Origin of the sequence: Gemmatimonas sp. (assembly GCF_036405635.1) — a bacterium.
In the GTDB taxonomy this organism is placed as follows: Bacteria; Gemmatimonadota; Gemmatimonadetes; order Gemmatimonadales; family Gemmatimonadaceae; genus Gemmatimonas.
Map to the genome: position 1 here is coordinate 1 of NZ_DASWXE010000089.1, position 21,849 is coordinate 21,849.

The window sequence follows — 21,849 nt, forward strand, 5'->3', positions numbered from 1 at the left end:
CAAGGGCGCTTCATCGAGACGGCAGTGCGTAACGAGCCAGGGACCGTCGTCGGGCAGGACCCACGCTCCGACAGAGTCCTGATCGGCAAGATTGATCGCCCGCAGCATGATCGCGCGCTCATCGACCGAGGAGATCGTGCACGCGGATGCCTCGAGCGCATCTCCTTCCAGCGCCACGCCGCCTCGGTGCCACGGGAGCGGAGAGTCGGTCGCTTCAGGTGGTGTGAAGTCGAACCACGACTCCCCAACCAGCGGCAGCAAGAGGTCATCGACTGCATCGTGAACGGCGCGCAGGGTGGACGGAGACCAACCCTCCGTGAGCAACACACCCGCCTGCGCTTCGAACACACCTTGCGATTGTGCCTCGGGCACGGGTGAAGGCCATCCCGCATGACCGGGACGCTCCGGCAGATCCGCACGCGACAGCTCCCCCACGGCACGCAGCAGGGTGAGTGCCATCCGACCAGGCTGTACCTCATACTCAGCGAGTCCATCGGACAGCATCACGACGCTCCGCTCACGCGTCGCGTGGGCCACCCAGCGATGCATGGGCTCTCCTTGCGGCACCGTTTCCACGAGTGTGTGCCCAGAGTTCCGCTGGTCGCCCGCAGCGCGCGGCACGGTTCCACGGTGCACAGGACCAAATGCAGCATCGGCATATACGTCGCCAGCTTGCACGTCTGTGCGCCACACCAGTTGCAGGCGATGATCGCGCCGGCGGTTCTCTCCGCGCACATCGCAGCGCAGCACATGTGCGTCCGCGTCCAACGACAGTGTGGTGTGCAAACGCACGCGGCGATCAGCAGACCGCCACCAGAGGCGCACACTGCCACGCAGTGGCCCACGCGCGATCACCGCGCAGCGATGGGCGCGCAGCGTCTCCGGCACGCCACGCGGCGCGGGCGTGTAGGTGTCGCCGACATCCTGCTGTGATTCGATGGACAGCACCCCCTCAAGCGTGCGCATGCCGTGCTCCAGCGTCATACGCCACTGACCTTCCCCTCGGCGCAGCGACAACCGGAGCGTGCCATTGTCGATGGTGCACTCATCGGCCGTGGACTCGACCCGCACGGCCTCGGGCAACGCGTGCGGTATGATCACCGCGTGATCGGCGAGATTGAGCGCGGACACGCCCAGCGCCGGCACCGGCGGCACCCACACCAGCGTGCGCTGGCGCCGCACGAGGTCGTTGTCGGGATAGTGTTGCGGCGATTCGCGGCGATGAAATCCGACCCGTGTGCGCAATGACTGCATGAGCCAGCCCGCTGCGTTCAGCGGCGCGGCGTCGGGTGACATCGCGGGCGCAGGAGCCGAACCGCTGCCTGGACCAACCGGCACATCACCCAGGACATCCACCAGATCCACCACGGCCACGCCGCCGCGCGCACGCGCCACCCGATTGCGCAGCACGAGCCGGCGCCAGTCGAAATCCATCGCTTTGTGCCGTGCCGCAACGGCGTCGTAGCCGGTCACGAGCTGCAGCGCGGCCGTACGCAATCCACGTCCAGCATCAGCGACCTGCTCCTGACGCTGATCCATGCCGCGCGCCACCGCGTCGATCGAACATCCGCACAAGGTGTCATGCGGATGCGTGGACAACAGCGTTTCCCAGGCGTGATGCAGCAGGTCGGGCAACTGCTCCATACCCAGGCGCGCATCACGGCAACGCACCGGGGCGTCATGCAGGCGCGCGAGCGCGAGCCATGGTTCCACATCGCGCAGCAACCCGCGTTCGAGACGGGCATTGTGGCGTTTCTGGTGCGCCCGTGTGGCGAGCGTGCCGCCGAGTGTCCACGTGTAGCCGTACGAGTCGCGTAGCTCTCCATGCACCATTGGCAGTGATCGGTCGCGCACGGCAACCCCAAGACGCTCGGCCCACTGCGACAGTGACGTCGCTTCGATACGCACCTCTGCCGTCGCCGCGTCCTGCAACGTGTTCAGCGCGGCTTCGAGATCTGGCTGGCGTGCGTGATGGTCAGCGCCATTGAGCAGCAATACCACCCCACTGCGATTGCGCGCGTCGAACAGTGCCCGCAGGCGGATCCAGCGTTCGTCCGCCGCCCCCCGCTCCGTGGGTAGCGCGCTGCCATACTCGTAGCCGTCGGGTGGCAAATGACAGGTGAGCACCGACGCGCCATTGGGCGCCATCCAGCGAAACGCGTCCTCGTGTGGCCCACCAGCTCCCCCGGCGCCGCGCCACACCACTGCCACCTCGAGCCCAAAGCCACGCGCCATGAACGGCATGGCGGCCGGGTGGCCGAACGTGTCCGGGCAGTAGGCCACCGGCGGGGCGGTGATGCCCAGCTCCGCGAGCACCCTGCGGCCAGCCTCGAGATTGCGCATAATGGCCTCACCGCTGGGGATGAGGTTGTCGCCGAGCACGAACCAGGGGCCGGCCTCGATCTGGCCGGTCTGGAGCGCTACCTGCAGGGGCTGTCGCTGACCGGGACGCCGAGCGAGATAGTCGCGCAGCGTGATCGCCTGTCCATCGAGCAGGAACGGTGTGCTCGCCAACACGCCCGTGGGCAAGCCCAGCAGTGCATCGATCAGCGCGGTCAGCCGCTGGGCAAAGCGCTCGCCCCCGTGATACCACTCGCGATCCCAATGCGTGTGCGAAACCACGCACACGAGGCGTGCCGGCGGGTCGGCGGGATCACGGGAATCGGCGGGAGCGGTCACCCGGACAAGCTACCGCTGCCACATCGTGGCGGACCACCGGCCAAGTCGCGGTTGACCCCAACGGATCGCCCGTCGAGGTTTCACCCGACCAACGATTCTTCCCCGCCCCACACGGATCTCCGATTGGAATTTCTCACCGATTTCTATCACCGGCTGCGCGACCTTCCGGCCCTGGTGCAGTGGGCCGGGTACTTCGGCCTGACGCTCATCATTTTCGCCGAAACCGGGCTGCTGGTGGGCTTCTTCCTGCCCGGTGATTCGTTACTGGTGACGGCGGGGCTGCTGGCGGCCGACCCCGCGTTCGGCCTGAACGTGTGGCTACTTGGCGTCATCCTCACGGTGGCCGCCATCGTCGGTGACACTGTGGGGTACAACGTCGGCAAGACAGCCGGTCCGCGCATCTTCAATCGCGAGGACTCGCTGTTCTTCCACAAAAATCACCTGCTGCGTGCGCAGGCGTTCTACGAGAAGCATGGTGGAAAGACCATCATCATCGCGCGCTTCATGCCCATCGTGCGGACCTTCGCGCCGGTGGTCGCGGGCGTGGGACGCATGGAGTATCGTGCATTCCTGGCCTACAACATTGCCGGCGGCGTGCTGTGGATCTGGAGCATGCTGATGACGGGATGGGTGCTCGCCCGCACGGTGCCCACGGTGGCCCAGCATGTCGAGAAGGTGATTCTGGTCGTGGTGTTTTTGTCGGTCCTGCCGGGCATCATTGCCTGGCTGCGGGAACGCGCCAAGTCGAAGGCGCAAACCAAGTAGTCGCGGTCTCACGTCGTTTTCACCACTCTGGAGATTCTGAGATGGCTCATACCCTGCCCGCGTTGCCGTACGCGCCCGAAGCGCTCGAGCCGCACATCGACGCGCAGACGATGAACATTCATCATGGCAAGCACCATCAGGCGTACGTCACGAACCTGAACGCGGCCATTGAAAAGGCACCGGAGCTTGCCTCCTGGTCGCTGGATGACCTCTGCCGTCGTATCAACGAAGTGCCGGAAGCGGTGCGCACCGCGGTCCGCAACAACGGTGGCGGTCACTGGAATCACTCGCTGTTCTGGGAGCTGATGGCCCCCAAGGCCGGCGGTGAGCCGACGGGCGAGCTGGGCGCGGCCATCACCAAGGCGTTCGGTTCGTTCTCCGCCTTCAAGGAACAGTTCCAGGCGGCCGGCATGGGCCGTTTTGGTTCCGGCTGGGCGTGGCTCGTCTCCACCGACGGCAACCTCTCCATCGTCAGCACGCCGAACCAGGACAACCCGCTCATGGAGGGCAAGCACGCCCTCCTCGGCGTGGACGTGTGGGAGCACGCGTACTATCTGCACTACCAGAACCGCCGCGCTGATTACCTGGGCGCGTGGTGGAACGTGGTGAACTGGAGCGCGGTCGCCAAGCGCTACGCGGCCAAGTAACCGCCCGCCGTGTGCAGAAGGCCCCCGTCTCGTGTGAGGCGGGGGCCTTCGTATTTGTCCACCGTCGATGCGCGAGCAACGCCCTGTGTCAGGGCACTGACGGCGCCTCTTCTGCCGGACGACGGGAGCTCTGCAGCAGCGTGAACGCCGTGTAGGCCACCACAATGACCACCAGCCAGCGCAGGGCGGTGAGCGGCAGCGACTTCACGATGAAGGCCGCCACCAGCACCGCCGGCACACCGCCGATGATGATGCTGACCACGGCGCGCAGGTCCACCTTGCCGAGGCGCAGGAAGCGCGCCGATGCCATGGGCATCAGGAAGGCGCAGGATCCCATCATGACCGGGAACGCGGCCGCGGGATTCATGCCCAGCAGCGACACCAGCATCATGCAGGGGCCATAGAGGCCAATACCGATGGTCATCAGCGCGCCGAGCAGGAAATTGCCGACGAGCGCGATCACCAGCTTGCCACCAGTCACGCCGATGGCGGTGCCACCACCAGGCAGCACATCGAGCGCCTGCGCGGCCGTGAGGGCCGCCGCCGCCGCGAGACAGAGGCCCATACCGAACTGAATACGTTGCGTGGGCCAGCGTGCCACGACACCGGCACCCAGCCAGGCTCCGGCTACGGCCGCCGCGATCATCGCGATCAGCGTGACCGGTTCCACTTCCACCAGCTGCGTGTAGATGAACGCCTGCGCCAACGTGGGCAGCGTGTGGGCCGCATTGAGCGTGCCTGGAATGAGCGCGTCCTTCACGGTCTTCGTGGCCCGGAAGAGCGCGGTGGTGGTCGCAAAGGACCCGATACCCAGCGTATCAAAGAACGCCGTCACCACCCCGATGCCGATCCCCACTGGCGTGGGACGCACCCCCGGCACCGGCTTCATGGCACGCACCAGCGTGACGATGTGATACAGTGCGGCGATGGCGAGGCCGGCGAGCAGGAGGCGCGTGGCGTCGAGAGGCATGCGGTGGGGAGGATGAGGGAAACACGAAGGCGACCGCAGATGCCTCCGCGGTCGCCTCCAACAATCGCGCCGAAACGCTCAGGACGCCAGCAGTCCGGGGATCAACGTCAGGGCCGATCCCAACGCCCATGTGATGAGGGCGACAATGGCGCCGGTGGTCCGCTCCACACGGGCCACGACACTCACCGCGATGGCGATCAGCACATACTGCCACACGCTGAAGACATCGATTGTCACGAGAAACGTGTACAGCGGCGACGACATCGTCAGCGGATCCACGAATCGCGCAGGTCCGAGCGACGAATCGCCCATCGACTTCACGTTCGAGGTATCGAGTATGGCGCCCTGCACTGCCGTGGCGATGAAGCCAAACAGACGCGGCGACGAGGTGATGGCAGCGATCGTCAGCGCCTGCCCATAGCGCAGCGGTGCCGACATGGTCTTGCCAGCCCACTTGATGAACAGCGCCGACAGCAGCGCCCCGATGGGAATGAACAGCAGCGGCGATGCGTAGTACGCGTACACCGTGATGTTGCGCGTCATGTTGACCGCCGCCTCGGGAATCGGCTTGCCGGCCTTCGCGGCCAGCGCCATCTGCAGATCGGCATTGGCTTCGAGGTACGGCCGCGCGAGGCTGCCCGTCGACACCACGATCACCAGGCCAACCAGCGCGAGCACCAGCAGGTACATGCCGGCCTTCCGCTCGCGCGTCCTGTTGAACACGGCGGCCGGGGCCCACAGCACTTCCAGCAGGTCCTCGATCACGCCCGACTGCTTCACCGTTTCCGTCGAATAGTCGCTCATCGTGCGGCTTCACCCTCCAGGTAGGTGTACCCTTCCAGCCCAGCCACGTAGTCGGCGATGAACGCATTGGCTTCGTCGCGCGTGAGCGACGACGAACCATTCACCTTGCGACGGAACGTGGCGAGGAGCTGCGATGCACCAAACTGCACGTAATTGAGCACTTCGGTGACCGTGTCCCCCTCTACGAGATCGGTGATCTCGTAGTTTCCCTGATCGTTCAACCGCACATGTACGGCATTTGTATCGCCGAACAGGTTGTGCAGGTCGCCAAGGATCTCCTGGTAGGCGCCCGTGAGGAAGATCCCGAGGATGTAGTCCTCGCCATCACGGAACTCGTGCAGTTCGAGGCTCGGACGCCCATTCTTGCCGCCGACGAAGCGATCGATCTTGCCGTCGGAGTCACACGTGACATCCTGCAGCGTGCCACGACGCGCCGGCTCTTCGAGCAGCCGATGAATGGGCATGATCGGAAAGAGCTGATCGATAGCCCAGCTGTCGGGCAGTGACTGGAACAGCGAGAAATTGCAGAAGTAGCGATCCACCAGCGCCGATTCGAGCTCTGGCAGGATGTCCTGATACGTGTCGGGATCGGCCTTCGCGATGCGATACGTCGCATTCATCGTGGCGAGCCACAGCACTTCGGCCTTGGCCAATCCGCGCAGATTGAGCACGCCCGAGTTGAAGTACTGGCGCGCCCGATCCTTGTCGAACGAGGCATCGTGGAACACCTCGAGTACCTTGCGCGGACGCGCCGCACGCTCGGTGAGGGTTCGCCAATCTTCGTACATCTCGTGCAGCAGCGAATGATCGTCGTCGTCGAGTGCCGGAATGGGCTGCTCAGCCTGCGACTCCACGTCGATCACCTTGATCAGCAGCAACGCGTGGTGCGCGGTGAGCGCACGCCCCGATTCGCTGATCACGTGCGGCATCGTCAACTCCGCTTCACGGCACGCCTCGGCGATCGTGTAGATCACGTCGTTGGCGTACTCCTGCAGCGTGTAGTTCACGCTGGCATTGTTCGTGGAGTTGGTGCCGTCGTAGTCGATACCCAGGCCACCGCCCACATCCACGTGCGTGATGTCCACACCCACCGCACGCAGCTCGAGATAGAAGCGCGCCACTTCCTGCAGCCCCGACTTGATGAAACGGATGTCGGTGATCTGACTGCCGAGGTGGAAGTGAATGAGCTTGAGGATATCGAGGCGGTTGGCCGCCTGCAGTTTGTCGATGAGCTTGATGAGCTCCGCCGAGCTGAGGCCGAACTTGCTCTTCTCGCCACCACTCTGTGCCCAACGGCCGGCGCCTTCGCTGGCCAGCTTGATGCGCACGCCACACATCGGCGTGACGCCCAGCTCATCGGCCACTTCGAGGAGCACATCGAGCTCGCTCACCTGCTCGAGTACGATGAAGACCTTGTGTCCAAGCTTCTGTCCCATGAGGGCCAGACGCATGAATTCATGGTCCTTGTAGCCGTTGCACACGATGAGGTGCTCGGTGCTCTCCGAAAGCCCAAGCACCGCCTGCAGCTCGGGCTTGGAGCCGCACTCGAGCCCCACGCCATGTGTCTTGCCGAAGCGCACGATCTCTTCGACCACATGACGCTGCTGGTTCACCTTGATCGGATACACCGTGGTGTAGCCGCCGGTGTACTCGAACTCGCGAATGGCCACACCGAAGCGTTCACTCAACGTCTCGATGCGCGAACGCAGGATGTCGGAGAAACGGAGCAGCACGGGCAACTGCACGCCCTGCCCTTCGAGGTCCGATGCGAGGTCCCGCAAATCGAGTGTGCGATTCGGGTGCCCCGGATCGGGACGGACGATCACGTGCCCGCGATCGTTGATGTCGAAATATCCGGCGCCCCACCCCTCGACGTTGTAGAGGGTGCGCGCTGACTCGAGCGACCAGGGCTTGGCCGGAGGCGGTTCGACGATGGGCTGGGTGCGAGTGGCCATAGGGGCGTAAAGCTAGACGGTTCGCACCGGAGGGGGGAGCCGCCAGTGCGAACCGCCGTTGCGAACCGTCAGAATTGTGACACACACACAGCGCCTCGCAGCGCGGCTCAACTCAGCGGTTGTCGCCGTCCAGCAGCGCGCCGAGTCCACCGAGCATGGAGCCTTCCTCTCGGGAACGACCACCCGCGCGCGGCGCAGCGGCAATGATGCGGTCCGCCAGACGGGAGAACGGCAACGTCTGCAGGATCACACGTCCCGGGCCTGTCAGGTTCACGAAGAACAACCCTTCGCCACCGAACAATGCCGTCTTGATGCCCGGCACCCGCTGGATGTCGTAGTCGACCGTCGGCTGAAACGCGACCAGACATCCCGTGTCCACGCGCAGCTGCTCGCCCGGCGCGAGATCGATGGCGTGCAGCGTGCCCGATGCGTGCAGGAAGGCGAGTCCGTCGCCCTGCAACTTCTGCAGGATGAAGCCTTCGCCGCCGAAGAAGCCCGCACCGATGCGTCGCGTGAACGCCACCGAAATGTCGATACCGCGCGCGGCGCAGAGGAACGAATCCTTCTGCGCCAGCACGGTGCCGCCCCAGTCCCGCAGGTTGAGCGGCACGACCTTGCCAGGATACGGTGCCGCAAAGGCCACATCGGCCCGTCGTGCGCCCGCATTGCCGAACAGCGTGACGAAGAACGAGTCACCGGACAGCACGCGCTTGCCGGCGCCCACGAGCTTGTCGAACAACGAACCACTGCGCGCGTTGGGATCGAGGGTGGTCGCCATCGTGATCCCTTCGCGCATGAACATCATCGCACCGGCTTCTGCGAACACCGACTCACCCGGATCCAGCGTGACGATGACTGCCTGCAAGTCATCGCCAATGATCTGGTAGTCGATCTCGTCTGCTGCCGCCATTACCTGCCTCCGTTGCTCCCGTTGGGTTCACCGGTGGGCGTCACCGCTCGCACCGGCTGTGGGGCCATCTTCACCTGATCGCGGCCCTTCTCCAGGTAGGGAATGCCGCGCACCATCCATGACGGGGCATCGGCCCCCTGAAGTTTCACCGCGAAGAAGTCCTGCATCTTCTGGTCGATGTCCTTCTGGTTGGCGCGCTTGGTCGGATTGTGCTCGTCGCCGTTGTACACGAGCATGTACGCTTCCTTTTGCAGGCGGCGCATGGCGACGTAGAACTCGATGCCCTGATACCAGGGTACCGCGCCGTCATTGTCGTTGGCCATGAACAGCACCGGCGTGGTCACGCGGTCGAGGCGGAACAGCGGCGAGTTCTCGATGAAGCGCTCCGGATACTGCCAGAGCGATCCGCCGATACGGCTCTGCGTGTGCTCGTACTGGAAGGCACGGGCCAGACCCGACGCCCAGCGAATGCCGCCATAGGCGCTGGTCATGTTCACCACCGTGGCATTCGGAACCGCGGCGGCGAACATGTTGGTCACCGTGACCAGGTACGCCGACTGGTAACCACCCCACGACTGGCCGGTGATGCCGATGCGCTTCGGATCGACAAAGCCCTTCTGGATCAGCGACTGCACGCCGGGGATGATCGACTTGGCGGCGCTCGGTCCCGGCTGCCCGTCGGTGTACACGATGTCCGGCATGAACACGATGTAGCCGAGCGAGTTGTACACCAGCGGATTCACCGTATTGCGGCCACTCGGCGCCTGATAGCCATGCAGACCGTCGGTGAGCTTCTCGTAGTAGTACACCACCATCGGGTACTGCTTGGAGGCGTCGAAGTTCTCCGGCTTGTACAGCAGGCCACGCAGCGGAATGCCGTCGCCGTTGTACCACGACACCAGTTCCACCGTGCCGCGCGGATACTGGCTGTCCTGTGGGTTGGCGTCGGAAATCTTCGTGGTCTGCGCGATGTCCTTGCCGGTCCACAGATCGGGGAACTCACGATACGTGCTCTGCGTGAGCAGGTACTGCTCGGCGTCGCGCGCCTTCTGCAGGCCGCCGTAGTTGCGATCACCCATCACAATGCGCTCGGGGCGGCTTTCCACACCGAGCTTCTCGCGCCAGAAGCCACTCGCCTTGGTCAGAGAATCGACGGCGCGCAGCAACAGCGGCGTGTTGACGTCGAGGAACGGATCGTCGCGGTCGAGATTCACCACACGATACGTCATGCCGGCGCGGCGTCCTTCGCCTTCCGTGAGATTGCGCGGCGCAGCCACACCACTCGGATCGACTTCCCAGATGTCGAAGCGATCGTAGATGAGCACGCGCTTGTCGCCGGTAGTCCAACCGCCGAGACCGTACGGGGGCGGTACATCGGGTGAGTCGAACTCCTCATCCTGGAACTTGACCGGCAACTTCTCGGTGAGGTTCACGCGCTTGCCGGTGGCCGTGGCGTACGACTGCCACTGTCCGTTCTCGAACCAGATCGCGTAGTTGGCGCCCGGCGAGAGCTGCACATTGCCATCGAGCTTGCGGCCGATGAGCGTGCGGGCGCCGGTGGCCGGATCGATCATGTACGCGTCGCTGGCGCCTTCACCCCAGAACTGCGGGATGGCGTATTCGAGCGCGTTGATGCCCAGCACGCGCTTGCCGTCATTGCTGACCGACACGCGGATGCTGTCGTTGGCCAGCTGCGCCCACTTGTTCGTGGCGAACGTGTACAGGGCCGTGAACGTGCGGTTGCGGTCGCGTGACGCATTCAGCTTCTGCTGCGGCTGCGTCTGTGCGTCCTGCCAATGCCACAGGTCGTACACCGCCTTCTCGGTGAGCGAGTCCGCGGGAATGGAGTCGAACGGCACTACACCGATGGAGAACATCAGTGCGTTGCCTTCACGCGTGAATTCCACCTGGCCGCGATCAGCGATGAGCAGGCCGGCTGCGACGTCCGCCGACGTGACCAGCTTGCGGGCCGCGATGGTCTTGCCCTTGGCCGGTGTGAGCGCGGCATGGTACAGGGAGAAACGCGGCTGGGTGGTGCTGTCACCGAGATCGGAGACGAGCGCGAGCTGCGTGCCGGCGCGATCGAAGGCGAGGCTGCGGTACGTCGCCAAGCCGGTGAGGAGCGGCGTCACCGTACCCGTGGGCAGCGCACGTACAAACGCGCCGTTGCCGGCACCGTCACGTGTGGTGACAGTGTACGCCAGCCACTTCTCGCCCTCGTCGAACGAGAAGTTGGTCACGCCATCGATACGCGTGTCGGTGCCGGTGGAAAGATCGCGCAGCACCAGCGTCGTGCCGTATTCGCGGCGCGGACGGGCCGCTGAATCCGCGCGGGCACCGCCCGCGTTGGGACCAGCAGCAGCACCTACACCTGCACCCGAACCGCGAGCCGCGGTGGTGTCTTCCATGAGATACGCGAGGAAGCGACCACCGCGACGCGCGAACTGGAACGAGCGCACGTTGTTCACGCGCGTCACGGCACCGTCGGCGAGGTTCATGATCCCGAGTGCGCTGCGCGGCGGCGTGCTGCCGCGGCGGCGGCGGGCACCGTCAACATCTGCACGACTCGGATACACGAGGAACGCGACGAATCGTGAGTCTGCGCTGATCTGCGCGGCCTGTGCCGTGAAGTTGGCCGGCCCGGTGGCACCCGCCTGCAACTGCGGACGACCCGTGAAGCCACGCGGCGCACGGTACTCCGTGGCGGCGCCTGTGGCGCGCACCACGAGTTCGCCTTCACCCACGACCGGGCTCAGCGTGTACACAGCCCACTTGCCGTCATTCGACAGAGCAGCCCCACCGATGGTGCGCCACTCATCGTAGGTGTCCTGCGTGATCGGTTTCTTGCCGGCGGGGAGGGGCGGCGGCGTCCAACGGCTGACCGCCGTATACGGATTGGCCGGCTGGGCCGTGAGGACGAAAGGGGACACTCCCATCGCCAGCGTACCGCCGATGGCGAGCGCGGCGAACGCGCCACGAACGCGCACGCCTGAGGGAGAGAGGACGGGGTGCATCGCTGTCGATCGCATCGGAGCGGGTGCAGACGTGAGAGGGGCGGACTGGTCGCGCGCGGGCCGGGTCCCCAACTTGGGACCGGAACATCTACGACTCTCTAGACTAACGGCGCGGCCCCTGCCGCGTGAGGAGCATGATGCGGCGGTTGCTTGGCTATTTCGCACGAGGGCTGGTACTGCTCGTTCCCCTGGCCGTCACGGTCTGGGTGTGCTGGTTGGTCTTTACCAGTGTCGACGGTTGGCTGGGGCTGCCGGTGCCGGGCGCCGGCTTCGTGGCAACCATTGTCCTGATCACCGTCGTGGGCTTCCTGGGCTCGAGCCTGCTCACGCGGTCATTGGTGGCGGGGCTCGAAGCCATCATGAACCGGCTGCCGTTTGTGCGCCTGCTCTACGGATCCACCAAGGATCTGCTCAATGCCTTCGTCGGTGAGAAGCGCCGCTTCGACGCGCCGGTGATCCTGAGCCTGACACCGGATCACAAAGTGCAGCTCATGGGCTTCATCACCCAGGAATCGCTGACCCATCTGGGTCTCGAAGACCAGGTGGCGGTGTACTGCCCGCACTCGTACAACTTCTCTGGCCAGCTTTATGTGGTGGCCACCAGCCAGGTGCGCCCCATCGATGTCGCGAGCGCCGACGCCATGGCCTTCGTGGTCTCGGGCGGTGTCTCGGGACTGGTGCCGACCTCCCTCTCCACCGGCGAACACGCCGCCCGTCGGACTGCCTGATGCCCGCATCCCTGTCTCTTCGTGCAGCGGCGGGCCTGGCCGCTGCCCTGCTGCTGCTCCCCGCGGTCGTTCCCTCGGCGGCCGGAGCGCAGGCGACCGGAGCACCTGCCAGCGTCGCGCCGGCTACGCCTCTGCTGCTTGTTCCGGACGCTGTGTTCGATGGCACATCCGACCAGCTCCATCGCGGGTGGGCAGTACTGGTCCAGGGGCAGCGCATCGCCGCCGCAGGCCCGCTGGCCTCGCTCACCGTTCCGCGGGGTGCCCAGCGCATCGATCTACCGGGCACCACGCTGCTCCCCGGCCTGAGCGACCTGCACAGCCACGTTCTCCTGCACCCGTACGACGAAACGCCGTGGAACGACCAGGTGCTTCGCGAATCCCTGGCCCTGCGCACAGCCCGCGCAGTGAACCATCTCAAGGCCACGCTCGACGCCGGGTTCACCGTACTGCGCGACCTGGGTACCGAGGGTGCCGGTTACGCCGATGTGGGACTCAAGGAGGCGGTGGACCAGGGCATCATCCCCGGCCCACGTTTATTCGTGACCACCAAGGCCATCGTGGCCACGGGGTCGTACGGCCCCAAGGGCTTCGGTACGGAGATCGGTGTGCCGCAGGGCGCCGAGGAGGCCGATGGCGTGGAGGGGCTGACGAAGGTGGTGCGCGACCAGATCGGGCATGGCGCCGACTGGATCAAGATCTACGCCGACTATCGCTGGGGGCCACGCGGCGAGGCGCGCCCGACGTTCAACCAGGAAGAGTGGAACACCATCGTGTCCGTGTCCGGCTCCAGCGGGCGCCCCGTGGTCGCGCATGCCAGCACGGCCGAGGGCATGCGCCGCGCCACGCTGGCCGGTGTGGAAACGATTGAACACGGCGACGCCGCCACCGCCGAGGTGTTCGATCTCATGAAGCAGCGTGGCACGGCCTTCTGCCCCACCCTCTCGGCCACTGAAAGCAATACGCGCTATCGCGGCTGGAGGAAGGGCGTCGATCCCGACCCCGCCAACATCGCCCAGAAGAAGGCCATGTTCAAACTCGCCCTCGCGTCGGGGGTGACGATATGCAACGGCAGTGACGTGGGCGTGTTCTCGCATGGTACCAATGCGTTGGAGCTCGAATTGATGGTCGAGTACGGCATGTCGCCGCTCGCAGCCCTCAAGGCGGCCACGAGTGTGAATGCCCGGATCATGCACCGGGAAAGCGAGTTCGGCCGTATCGCCCCCGGGCTGCTAGCCGACCTCGTTGCGGTGCAGGGAGATCCGACGCAAAACATTTCCGCAGTGCGCTCCGTACGACTCGTGGTCAAAGGAGGGACCGTCGTCCGGCGGTAAACCGGGCATCACCACGGAGAAGCAATGAAACGCGTCATGCGTTGGATCGCATATGCAGCAGGAATCTTGGTTGTCCTACTCGGCGGTGCCGCCGGGTACGTGTATGCCGCAAGCAACAGCAAGGCCAATCAGCAGTACGACGTGCCGCTCGAGCACGTCGCAGTGGCGAGCGACTCGGCAGCGCTCGCCCGCGGACGTCATCTCACGACGGCCATTGGCAAATGCGTGGAGTGCCACAGCGACGATCTCGGCGGCAAGGTCATGATCGACGACCCGGCGCTGGGTGTGGCCATTGCGCCGAACATCACGAGCGGCGGTAGGCTCGCTAGTTATTCCAACGATGAGCTGGTGCGCGTCATCCGTCATGGCGTGAAGCGCGATGGTCGTGGCGCCTTCATCATGCCATCCGACGACTATCAGTACTTCTCGGACGCGGACGTGGGCGCGATCATCGCGTACCTGCGTTCGGTTCCTGCGGTGACGCGCGATCTTGGCATCTCCATGCTGCGACCGGTCGGGCGCACGCTGGTGGCCACCAATCAATTGCCGGCCTATCCGGCGGCGCGCATCGACCACGCACGCAAGTCGCCCGCGATGGTGCAGGAAGACAGCTCGCTGGCCTACGGCGAGTACCTGGCGAATGTCGGTGGGTGCACGGGCTGTCATGGTCCTGGCCTGGGCGGCGGCCCGATTCCCGGTATGCCGCCTCAGGCGCCGCCGGCGGCCAACCTCACACCAACGGGCATTTCCAAGTATTCCGATGCGCAGGTGGAAGCCATGATGCGCACGGGCAAGCGCCCGGATGGCTCGGAGATCAAGCCCGATATGCCGTGGCGCTTCACGGCAATGATGACGCCGACCGAAATGCGCGCGACGATCATGTATCTGCGCTCGGTGCCGGGGAAGGAGTTCGGTACCCGTTGAGTAGCGAAGGGCGGGTGCGAAATGAACCATCAGGCAAGGATCGCGAATCTTGTGACTCGGCTCCCGACACCCGGTGGTTCACCCCGCAACCCGCCCCTCGCGACCCACTGCCGCTTTATTTGAGATCCGCCGGCGCCTTGAACACCGCCGCATCCGGCGCACCAAATGTGACCGACGCAATGTTGATGATGACATCACCCTGCGGGGTGTTCTGCACCACCTTGGTGGACAGCTTCTTGCCCTCGAAGTCCTTGTAGTCACGATAGGTCACGCGCTGCGGCCCCATCGGCGTGGTGGCCACCGTACCGATGCGAAGACCGGTGGCAACGTCGAAGTACTCCACCTGTTCAATGCCCGACTTCGTCGTGACCGCCACCTTGTAGGCTTCAGTGCCGTCAAACGTCTCCTTGCCCTGCACTTCACTCTTCGTGAAGCGCGTCGGGTCGAGGAAAGCGGCGCCTGTTTGCAGGTTCTCGGCCAGGTTCTTTTCCTGGTCGGCCGGCATGCGCTGCGCGCCCTGCCCCTGCTGCGCCCATCCCTTCTCGCCGTCGAAGCCCTGGTCGATCTGCACCACGCCGAGGTCGATCGTCATGCGCATGCGATTGGGCGCCCCCACATAGCGCAGGTAGCTGCCCGAGAGCCCTGCAAACGTGATGTCCGCCGTGCCTTTCTCCGTGCGACCGGCCACCTTGGCCCACGCGTCACGCCCACCCACGGCCGTGGCGTACTTGTCATAGATCTGCTGCACGGACGGCAGCTGCGCCTCGGCACGACCAGCGGTGCCCACCATGGCACTACCCAGCATCGCGGCGGCGATGGCCACCTGCACTACGCGTTGCATCGAAACTCCTGAATAAGGGAGACCTGCGGACCGTCTGCCTATCCTACGACGCGAGGCGGCGTCACGTTTCTGACACCGCCCCGGTTCGGATGTTCACAAATGCCTACAACTCCGGCCTGTGCCTGTGTTCGCTCACGCGGGAATGATGCCCTGGAACGGGGCATCGGCACCGGCCCGCAGCGCTTCGATACGTTCTTCGGTGAACTCCACCAGCTCGGCCATGGTGGCCGCATCGAACACCAGCTTGACGCCGGCGGCGTGGTAGAGCTCGGGCAGCGAACGCGTGCCGCCCATCGAGAGGAAACGCTTGTACGACGCCACGGCGTCACTGGCGTTGCGCACCGCGTTGCGGAACACCTGCAACGCACCAAGCTGCGCGATGCCGTATTCGATGTAGTAGAACGGCAACTCGAAGATGTGGAGCTGACGGTACCACCGCGCCACTCGCAGCGACTCGAGACCCGTCCAGTCCACGCCACGCTCGAACTGCGCGCGCAGCTCCAGCCAATGCCGGTCACGTGCATCACGGTCGGCGCCAGCGGGATCGGTGTAGATCCACGCCTGGAACGCGTCGACGCTGGCAATGTGAATGAGCGCGCTGAGCACCTCCTCGAGATGCTCGAGCCACGCGACGCGCGCTTCTTCAGGCGTGTAGTACCCCTCGGGCTTCACGAGATACGGCATGGCCAGCAGCTCCATGCTCATGGACGCCAGCTCGGCGGCTTCATGTCCTGTTCGACGCTGCCAGGTGAACGGCAGGTTGTGCGTGGCGAAGTCGTGAAAGCAGTGACCCGCCTCGTGCACCAACGTGTTCACGTCATCGGGCACGCCGACAGCATTCATGAAGATGAATGGACGGCCACGAAAGGAGAGATCGGTGCAGTACCCGCCCGGTGCCTTGCCCGGCCGGCTTTCGAGATCGAGCAGCTTCTCGTCGGCCATGAGCTGAAACTGCGCACCCAGCTCCGGATCGACGCGCCGGAAGATGCGCGACGCCTGTCCGACAAACGTGCCGATGTCCTCGAACGGCTTGAGCGGCACTTTGGCATCGACATCCACGCCCACATCCCACGGCCGCAGGATGTCGACGCCGAGCTTTGCCTTGCGCTGCTTCATGAGGCGCTCGACCGCCGGTGCCACGGTCTCCTGCACCGCGTCGTGGAAGCGCGCCGTGTCGCCTGGCGTGTAGTCGAAGCGATGCTTCGCCGCGAAGCAGAACTGCTGGAAGTCGGCAAAGCCCGCTTCCTTCGCCACGCCGACGCGCAGTGCATACATGCGATCGAACAGGTCGGCGAATTCTTCGCGCTTGGCGAGATACGCGTTTGCCCCCAGACGGAAGGCGCGCTCACGCACATCGCGGTCATGCGACTTGAGCAGCGGCTGCAGCTGCGGAATGGTCTTGGCTTCGCCGTCCCACTCGACACTGAGGCCACCCGTGAGCTTCTGGTAGCCCGCCGACAATTCCTCTATCTGCGCGAACCGCTCCACATTGGCTTCGCGGAAAATCTCGATGTCGGTGCGGAACCGATGCAGTGTGGTCTCGAGATCGGGGCGGCTCCACCCCAGGTCGAGCAAGCGCCGTGCGAGGCGCACCTGCTGCTCCTCGAGCTTCGGGAAGATATCCATGGAGAAACGCAGGTACGCCTGTTCGGCCGCCGCGTCGGCCGTGTTGGCCGTGTACGCGATCATCGACAGCGTGCCCGCTTCACCCACCAGCGTATCGAGCCGCGACCAGGTGGCCAGCCAGGGCTCGATCGTCTCCGCCGTCGCCTCGAGGGGCACAGCGGCCAGCGCATCGTAATACGACACCACATCGTCCCATGCGGCGTCGCGAAACGCCTCCGGAGAGGCAGGAAGCTTGATCATCGAAGAGTCGGAAGCTGAGAGGGCGACAATCTGCGCTGTGAGCGTCGCCGAAGCGTCATTTGTGTCGTCACCGTCGGCTATTCGCCGTACGGGATCCAGATGTTCTTCACCTGCACCGCGCGCCGGAGGAACTCGCGCCCTTCGCCTGACCGAGGGTCGAGCCACTCACGGCCCACCCACTCGGTCCATGTCCGCTTGATATTGGCGGCCGAAGCGCGCTCAACCGTCGTGGCACCGGCGCGGGAGCCGAAGTACCAGAGAGCATCCACATCATCGTGGTCAGCCAGCGTCCTGGACAAGGTGTCCCGGTCGCCCGTTACCAAGTTCACCACACCGCCCGGCACATCGGACGTTTCCAGCACGCTGTAGAAGTCCGTGGCCGCCAGCGGGAAGCGGGCCGACGGCACCGCCACCACGCGATTGCCCGTGGCGATGAGCGGGGCCACGAGCGACACCAAGCCAAGCAACGGATACGGGTCGGGGCATGCCACGCCCACCACGCCAATCGGTTCGTGCATGGCCAAGGCCACACCGCGCAGCGGGACATCATGCACCGCGCCGTCATGCTTGTCGGCCCAGGCGGCATACGTGAACAGGCGTGAGATGGACGCAGCCACCTCGGCGTCGCCGGCCGCACGATCATCACCCGTCATGGCCACGATGCGCGCCGCAAACTCCTCGGACCGCGCCGACAGGTTTTCGGCGATGTAGTACAAAATCTGCGCGCGCTGATGTCCCGTCAGCTTCGCCCACCCCGAGGCCGCATGCGCTGCTTCGACGGCGTTGCGGATATCCTTTCGATTGCCATCGCCCACTTCGCCGACAGCGTGTCCGTTCAGCGAGCGCACCGTGCGGGTGTAGCCGGAATCGGGGCGGGCCTGCTTGCCGCCAATGAACAGCTTCGGCGTACGGTCGATGGTGGGCAACGCGCCGCTCGCCGTCATATCGCTCTCGGCCTCTGCATCCGTGTCGCCGCCTTCAATGACGGGCAGCGGCGCACCATGATGCGCGCGCTCAAGCTTGAGGTATTCCCACAGGCCTTCGCGGCCACCCTCACGCCCAAAGCCCGACTCGCGGTAGCCACCAAAGCCAGCGGCCGCATCGAACAGATTCGTGCTGTTGATCCACACCACACCAGCTTTGATCTTCGGCGCGACGTCGAGCGCGAGATTGATATTCTCGCTCCATACGCTCGCCGCGAGCCCAAACGGCGTGTTGTTTGCCAGGGCTACCGCTTCTTCGGGCGTGCGGAACGTCATGCTCACCAGCACCGGGCCAAAGATCTCGACCTGCGCGATCGTGGCCGACGGCGCGACGTTGGTGAACAGTGTGGGCGGATGAAACGCGCCTTCAGCGGGCACGCCCCACGACGGCTGCCAGCAGGTGGCCCCCTCTTCGACGCCCTGCGCGCACAGACTGCGAATGCGGTCGAGCTGCACGGGCGCCACGATAGCGCCCATGTCGATCGACTTGTCGAGCGGCGCCCCCACACGGAGGCGCTCCATGCGATCGCGCAACTTGTCGTACAGCCGATCGGCGATGCCTTCCTGCACGAGGAGACGCGAGCCTGCACAGCACACCTGGCCCTGATTGAACCAGATCGCATCGACCACGCCTTCCACGACGCTGTCGAGGTCTGCGTCTTCGAACACGATGAACGGGCTCTTGCCACCCAGTTCGAGCGACAGGCCCTTGCCGCTGCCGGCCGTCGCCTTGCGAATGACCCGGCCCACATCGGTGCTGCCGGTAAACGCGATCTTGTCGACGCCTTCATGGTCGACCAGCGCCGCTCCGGTGCTGCCATCGCCGGTGACGAGATTGAACACACCCGGCGGCAGGCCGATCTCGTGCACCAGCTCTGCGAAACGCAGTGCGGTGAGCGGTGTGAACTCCGCTGGCTTGAGCACCACCGTGTTTCCGGCCGCCAGTGCGGGAGCCACCTTCCACGCGAGCATCAGCAGCGGGAAGTTCCACGGAATCACCTGCCCCACAACGCCATACGCGTGCGTGCCGGGAAACTCGCTCGACAGCAACTGCGCCCAGCCGGCATGGTGGTAGAAGTGCCGCGCCACCAGCGGAATGTCGATGTCGCGTGTTTCGCGAATCGGCTTGCCGTTGTCGAGTGACTCGAGCACCGCGAAGTGCCGTGCATGCTTCTGGATGCCGCGCGCAATCGCATACAGCCAGCGTGCCCGCCCGTGATCATCGAGCGCTTGCCATGCCGGCAACGCCGCGCGCGCTGCAGCGACCGCCGCATTCACATCGGCGATGCTGCCCTGCGCCACGCGCGCCAGCGGCTTGCCCGTGGCCGGTTCGTGCACATCGAACTGTTCGGTGGCCTGCACCCACTGCCCACCGATGTAGTGACCAAATGCGCCACTGGGCGCCGACGTGCGGATCCACTCACGCACCGGGGCATCACCCTCGGGCGCAGGGCCATAGCTCATGCTGTCGTACAACGCGCGCACCGAACCCGCAGGGGTTGCCGCGCCGGCACCAGTCGAAGTCGTCATGCGTGCGCGCTCAGACCATGGGTTGGCGATAGGCCGCCGCGTAGCGGCCCGTCACGAAGTGTTCGAGCTGGCGTTCGACATCGGTGAGCAAGCCACTCGCCCCGAAGCGGAACAGATGCGGACGCAACCAGCGATCGCCGAGTTCTTCCTTCATCAGGATGAGCCAGTCGAGTGACTGCTTTGCGGTGCGGATACCACCGGCGGGCTTGAAGCCCACTTCATAACCGGTGCGCGCGCCGTACTCACGAATCATGCGTGTCATCACCAGACCCACCGGCAGCGTCGCGTTGGACGTCTCCTTGCCGGTGCTGGTCTTGATGAAGTCCGAGCCGGCCATCATGGCGACCAGACTGGCCCGCGCGATGTTGGTAAGCGTGGCGAGTTCACCCACACCAAGGATGGTCTTGAGGTGCGCCTCGCCGCAGGCTTCGCGGAACGCACGCACTTCATCATAGAGCGCCTGCCAGTTGCCGGTGAGCACATGCCCCCGTGTGATCACCACGTCGATCTCTTCGGCACCGGCCGCCACACTGGCGCGGATTTCCGCGAGGCGCTGCTCGAAAGGCGAAAGACCTGCTGGAAAGCCCGTGCTCACGGCAGCGACCGGAATGCCTGTACCACGCAGCGCGTCGACCGCCGTCGCCACGTATTGGTGGTATACACATACCGCGCCCGTTGTGAGACGCAGATCACCAATTCCGAGCGCATCCACGATTTCACTGCGCAGCGGACGATGCGCCTTCGCACAGAGCCGCCGCACGTTGCCCACCGTGTCATCGCCGGACAGCGTGGTGAGGTCCATGCAGGCGATGGCGCGCAGCAACCACGCGGCCTGCCATTCCTTCTTCACAGTGCGCCGGGCGGGCAGCGATGCGACACGTCGTTCCACCGCACTGCGATTGACGCGGGTATGACGCACCAGCGCGAGATCGAGCGCGCCGATCGGCACACGAACAGGCGGAATGTCCGGCTCGAGCCCGGAGGGCCAGCGCGGAGCGGAAGGCTCCGACGGGTCCGTGGGACGGCCGGGCCTGGGGGCGTGAAGTGGGGTGACGGTCATGGACCACGGAATCTAGGGGACAGTGGGCCGGGACGCTCAACTCCTGCCGGGACCGGCCGATACTGGTCAGATGGAGAGGAGTACCCTGACTGATCGACCCATGCGTCCTGCACGACCCACAACTCTGCTCGCCGTCCTGCTCACCACGATTCCGGTGTTGCTGGCGTTTCCCGGTTGCACAAAAGCCACTGAGGCGCCCACGGCCGTTCGGCTGAGCGTCGTCCAGGGCTCCACGCAGACCGCTGCGGCAGGATCCATCCTGCCCACCCCGATCGTGCTCCGTGTGATGGGCAGCGACGGGAACCCGATGGGCAAGGTGCCCATCAGCTTCAACATCCTGGCGGGTGGCGGCGCGGTGGACCCGGCGACGGCGATCAGCGATGCCAACGGCGAAGTGAAGGCCCGTTGGACGCTCGGTCCCGGCTCTCAGGTCCAGACGCTGGTCGGCAGCGCCCCCGGCGTCGACCCGGTCACCCTCACGGCCTTCGGCGTGCTGCCCAGCGACATCATCATCGCGCAGGGCAACAACCAGTCGGCCAAGAGCAGCACGGCGCTGCCCGTGCAGCTCGTACTGCGCGTGGTCGGACTCAACAACGTACCGATCCCCGGCCAGACCGTCGCCCTCGCCATCTCGGCCGGTGGTGGCAGCTTGTCGCCGCAGTCCGCCGTGACCAACGCGGTCGGTGAAGTCACGATCCGCTGGACGCTTGGTCCGCAGGCTGGCCTGCAGATGGCCACCGCGACGTCTGGTGCCGTGGGCCCGATCACGATTTCCGCTGTGGCCAACTGAGGAGGAGGCCGCTGCGCCGGCCCGGCGCGAGGTTCGGTGTGCACACTGGATC

Annotated in this window: 16 protein-coding genes; 6 read left to right on the forward strand and 10 right to left on the reverse strand. The window is 65.3% G+C overall.

Features of this window, described 5'->3' with window-relative positions; translation table 11 throughout:
* Nucleotides 1–2,679, reverse strand: a 2,679-nt coding sequence (locus tag VGE27_RS07395; RefSeq protein ID WP_331049004.1) for a glycoside hydrolase family 38 C-terminal domain-containing protein, incomplete at its 3' end; no start/stop codon positions are given.
* A gap of 123 nt (nt 2,680–2,802) precedes the next feature.
* Here VGE27_RS07395 and VGE27_RS07400 point away from each other — a divergent pair.
* Both VGE27_RS07400 and VGE27_RS07405 read left to right on the forward strand, forming a co-directional pair.
* The gene (locus VGE27_RS07400) at nt 2,803–3,444 is read left to right on the forward strand and encodes a VTT domain-containing protein (protein WP_331049005.1); all 642 of its coding nucleotides are present in this window, start codon (nt 2,803–2,805) and stop codon (nt 3,442–3,444) included.
* A gap of 41 nt (nt 3,445–3,485) precedes the next feature.
* The gene (locus VGE27_RS07405) at nt 3,486–4,091 is read left to right on the forward strand and encodes a superoxide dismutase (protein ID WP_331049006.1); all 606 of its coding nucleotides are present in this window, start codon (nt 3,486–3,488) and stop codon (nt 4,089–4,091) included.
* 88 nt (nt 4,092–4,179) lie between these two features.
* Here VGE27_RS07405 and VGE27_RS07410 read toward each other — a convergent pair whose 3' ends face one another.
* From VGE27_RS07410 to VGE27_RS07430, 5 genes are all read right to left on the reverse strand, one after another.
* On the reverse strand, nt 4,180–5,061 hold the full coding sequence (locus tag VGE27_RS07410) for a sulfite exporter TauE/SafE family protein (RefSeq protein WP_331049007.1): 882 nt from the start codon (nt 5,059–5,061) through the stop codon (nt 4,180–4,182).
* 78 nt (nt 5,062–5,139) lie between these two features.
* Nucleotides 5,140–5,865 carry a YIP1 family protein gene (locus VGE27_RS07415; RefSeq protein WP_331049008.1) on the reverse strand — a complete coding sequence of 242 codons (726 nt, stop codon included), beginning with the start codon at nt 5,863–5,865 and terminating at the stop codon, nt 5,140–5,142.
* Nucleotides 5,862–7,820 carry a biosynthetic arginine decarboxylase gene (speA, locus tag VGE27_RS07420; RefSeq protein ID WP_331049009.1) on the reverse strand — a complete coding sequence of 653 codons (1,959 nt, stop codon included), beginning with the start codon at nt 7,818–7,820 and terminating at the stop codon, nt 5,862–5,864. The genes VGE27_RS07415 and speA overlap by 4 nt, the downstream gene beginning before the upstream one ends.
* 112 nt (nt 7,821–7,932) lie before the next feature.
* Nucleotides 7,933–8,730: a TIGR00266 family protein gene (locus tag VGE27_RS07425; protein WP_331049010.1), complete on the reverse strand. Its 798-nt coding sequence runs from the start codon at nt 8,728–8,730 to the stop codon at nt 7,933–7,935.
* Nucleotides 8,730–11,759, reverse strand: coding sequence for an alpha/beta hydrolase family protein (locus tag VGE27_RS07430; protein ID WP_331049011.1), 3,030 nt, complete (start codon nt 11,757–11,759; stop codon nt 8,730–8,732). Before VGE27_RS07430 ends, VGE27_RS07425 begins: the two co-directional genes overlap by 1 nt.
* Before the next feature lie 119 nt (nt 11,760–11,878).
* Here VGE27_RS07430 and VGE27_RS07435 point away from each other — a divergent pair, with 119 nt between their 5' ends.
* The 3 genes from VGE27_RS07435 to VGE27_RS07445 all read left to right on the forward strand — a co-directional run bounded on the left by VGE27_RS07435 (nt 11,879) and on the right by VGE27_RS07445 (nt 14,727).
* Entirely contained in the window at nt 11,879–12,472 is a 594-nt protein-coding gene (locus tag VGE27_RS07435) for a DUF502 domain-containing protein (protein WP_331049023.1), read from the forward strand.
* The gene (locus VGE27_RS07440) at nt 12,472–13,803 is read left to right on the forward strand and encodes a metal-dependent hydrolase family protein (protein WP_331049012.1); all 1,332 of its coding nucleotides are present in this window, start codon (nt 12,472–12,474) and stop codon (nt 13,801–13,803) included. The genes VGE27_RS07435 and VGE27_RS07440 overlap by 1 nt, the downstream gene beginning before the upstream one ends.
* Nucleotides 13,804–13,869: 66 nt before the next feature.
* Entirely contained in the window at nt 13,870–14,727 is an 858-nt protein-coding gene (locus VGE27_RS07445) for a c-type cytochrome (RefSeq protein ID WP_331049013.1), read from the forward strand.
* Between the two features lie 115 nt (nt 14,728–14,842).
* Here the strand turns inward: VGE27_RS07445 and VGE27_RS07450 are convergent, their stop codons facing one another.
* From VGE27_RS07450 to deoC, 4 genes are all read right to left on the reverse strand, one after another.
* Nucleotides 14,843–15,568: a hypothetical protein gene (locus VGE27_RS07450; RefSeq protein WP_331049014.1), complete on the reverse strand. Its 726-nt coding sequence runs from the start codon at nt 15,566–15,568 to the stop codon at nt 14,843–14,845.
* Between the two features lie 132 nt (nt 15,569–15,700).
* On the reverse strand, nt 15,701–17,434 hold the full coding sequence (locus tag VGE27_RS07455; RefSeq protein ID WP_331049015.1) for a M3 family oligoendopeptidase: 1,734 nt from the start codon (nt 17,432–17,434) through the stop codon (nt 15,701–15,703).
* A 77-nt stretch (nt 17,435–17,511) separates the two neighbouring features.
* Nucleotides 17,512–19,947: an aldehyde dehydrogenase family protein gene (locus VGE27_RS07460; RefSeq protein ID WP_331049016.1), complete on the reverse strand. Its 2,436-nt coding sequence runs from the start codon at nt 19,945–19,947 to the stop codon at nt 17,512–17,514.
* A gap of 10 nt (nt 19,948–19,957) precedes the next feature.
* Nucleotides 19,958–21,007 (reverse strand): deoxyribose-phosphate aldolase, encoded by a 1,050-nt coding sequence (gene deoC, locus VGE27_RS07465; protein WP_331049017.1) that lies wholly within the window; start codon nt 21,005–21,007, stop codon nt 19,958–19,960.
* A gap of 100 nt (nt 21,008–21,107) precedes the next feature.
* Here deoC and VGE27_RS07470 point away from each other — a divergent pair, with 100 nt between their 5' ends.
* On the forward strand, nt 21,108–21,797 hold the full coding sequence (locus tag VGE27_RS07470) for a hypothetical protein (protein ID WP_331049018.1): 690 nt from the start codon (nt 21,108–21,110) through the stop codon (nt 21,795–21,797).
* The last annotated feature ends 52 nt before the right edge of the window (nt 21,798–21,849 follow it).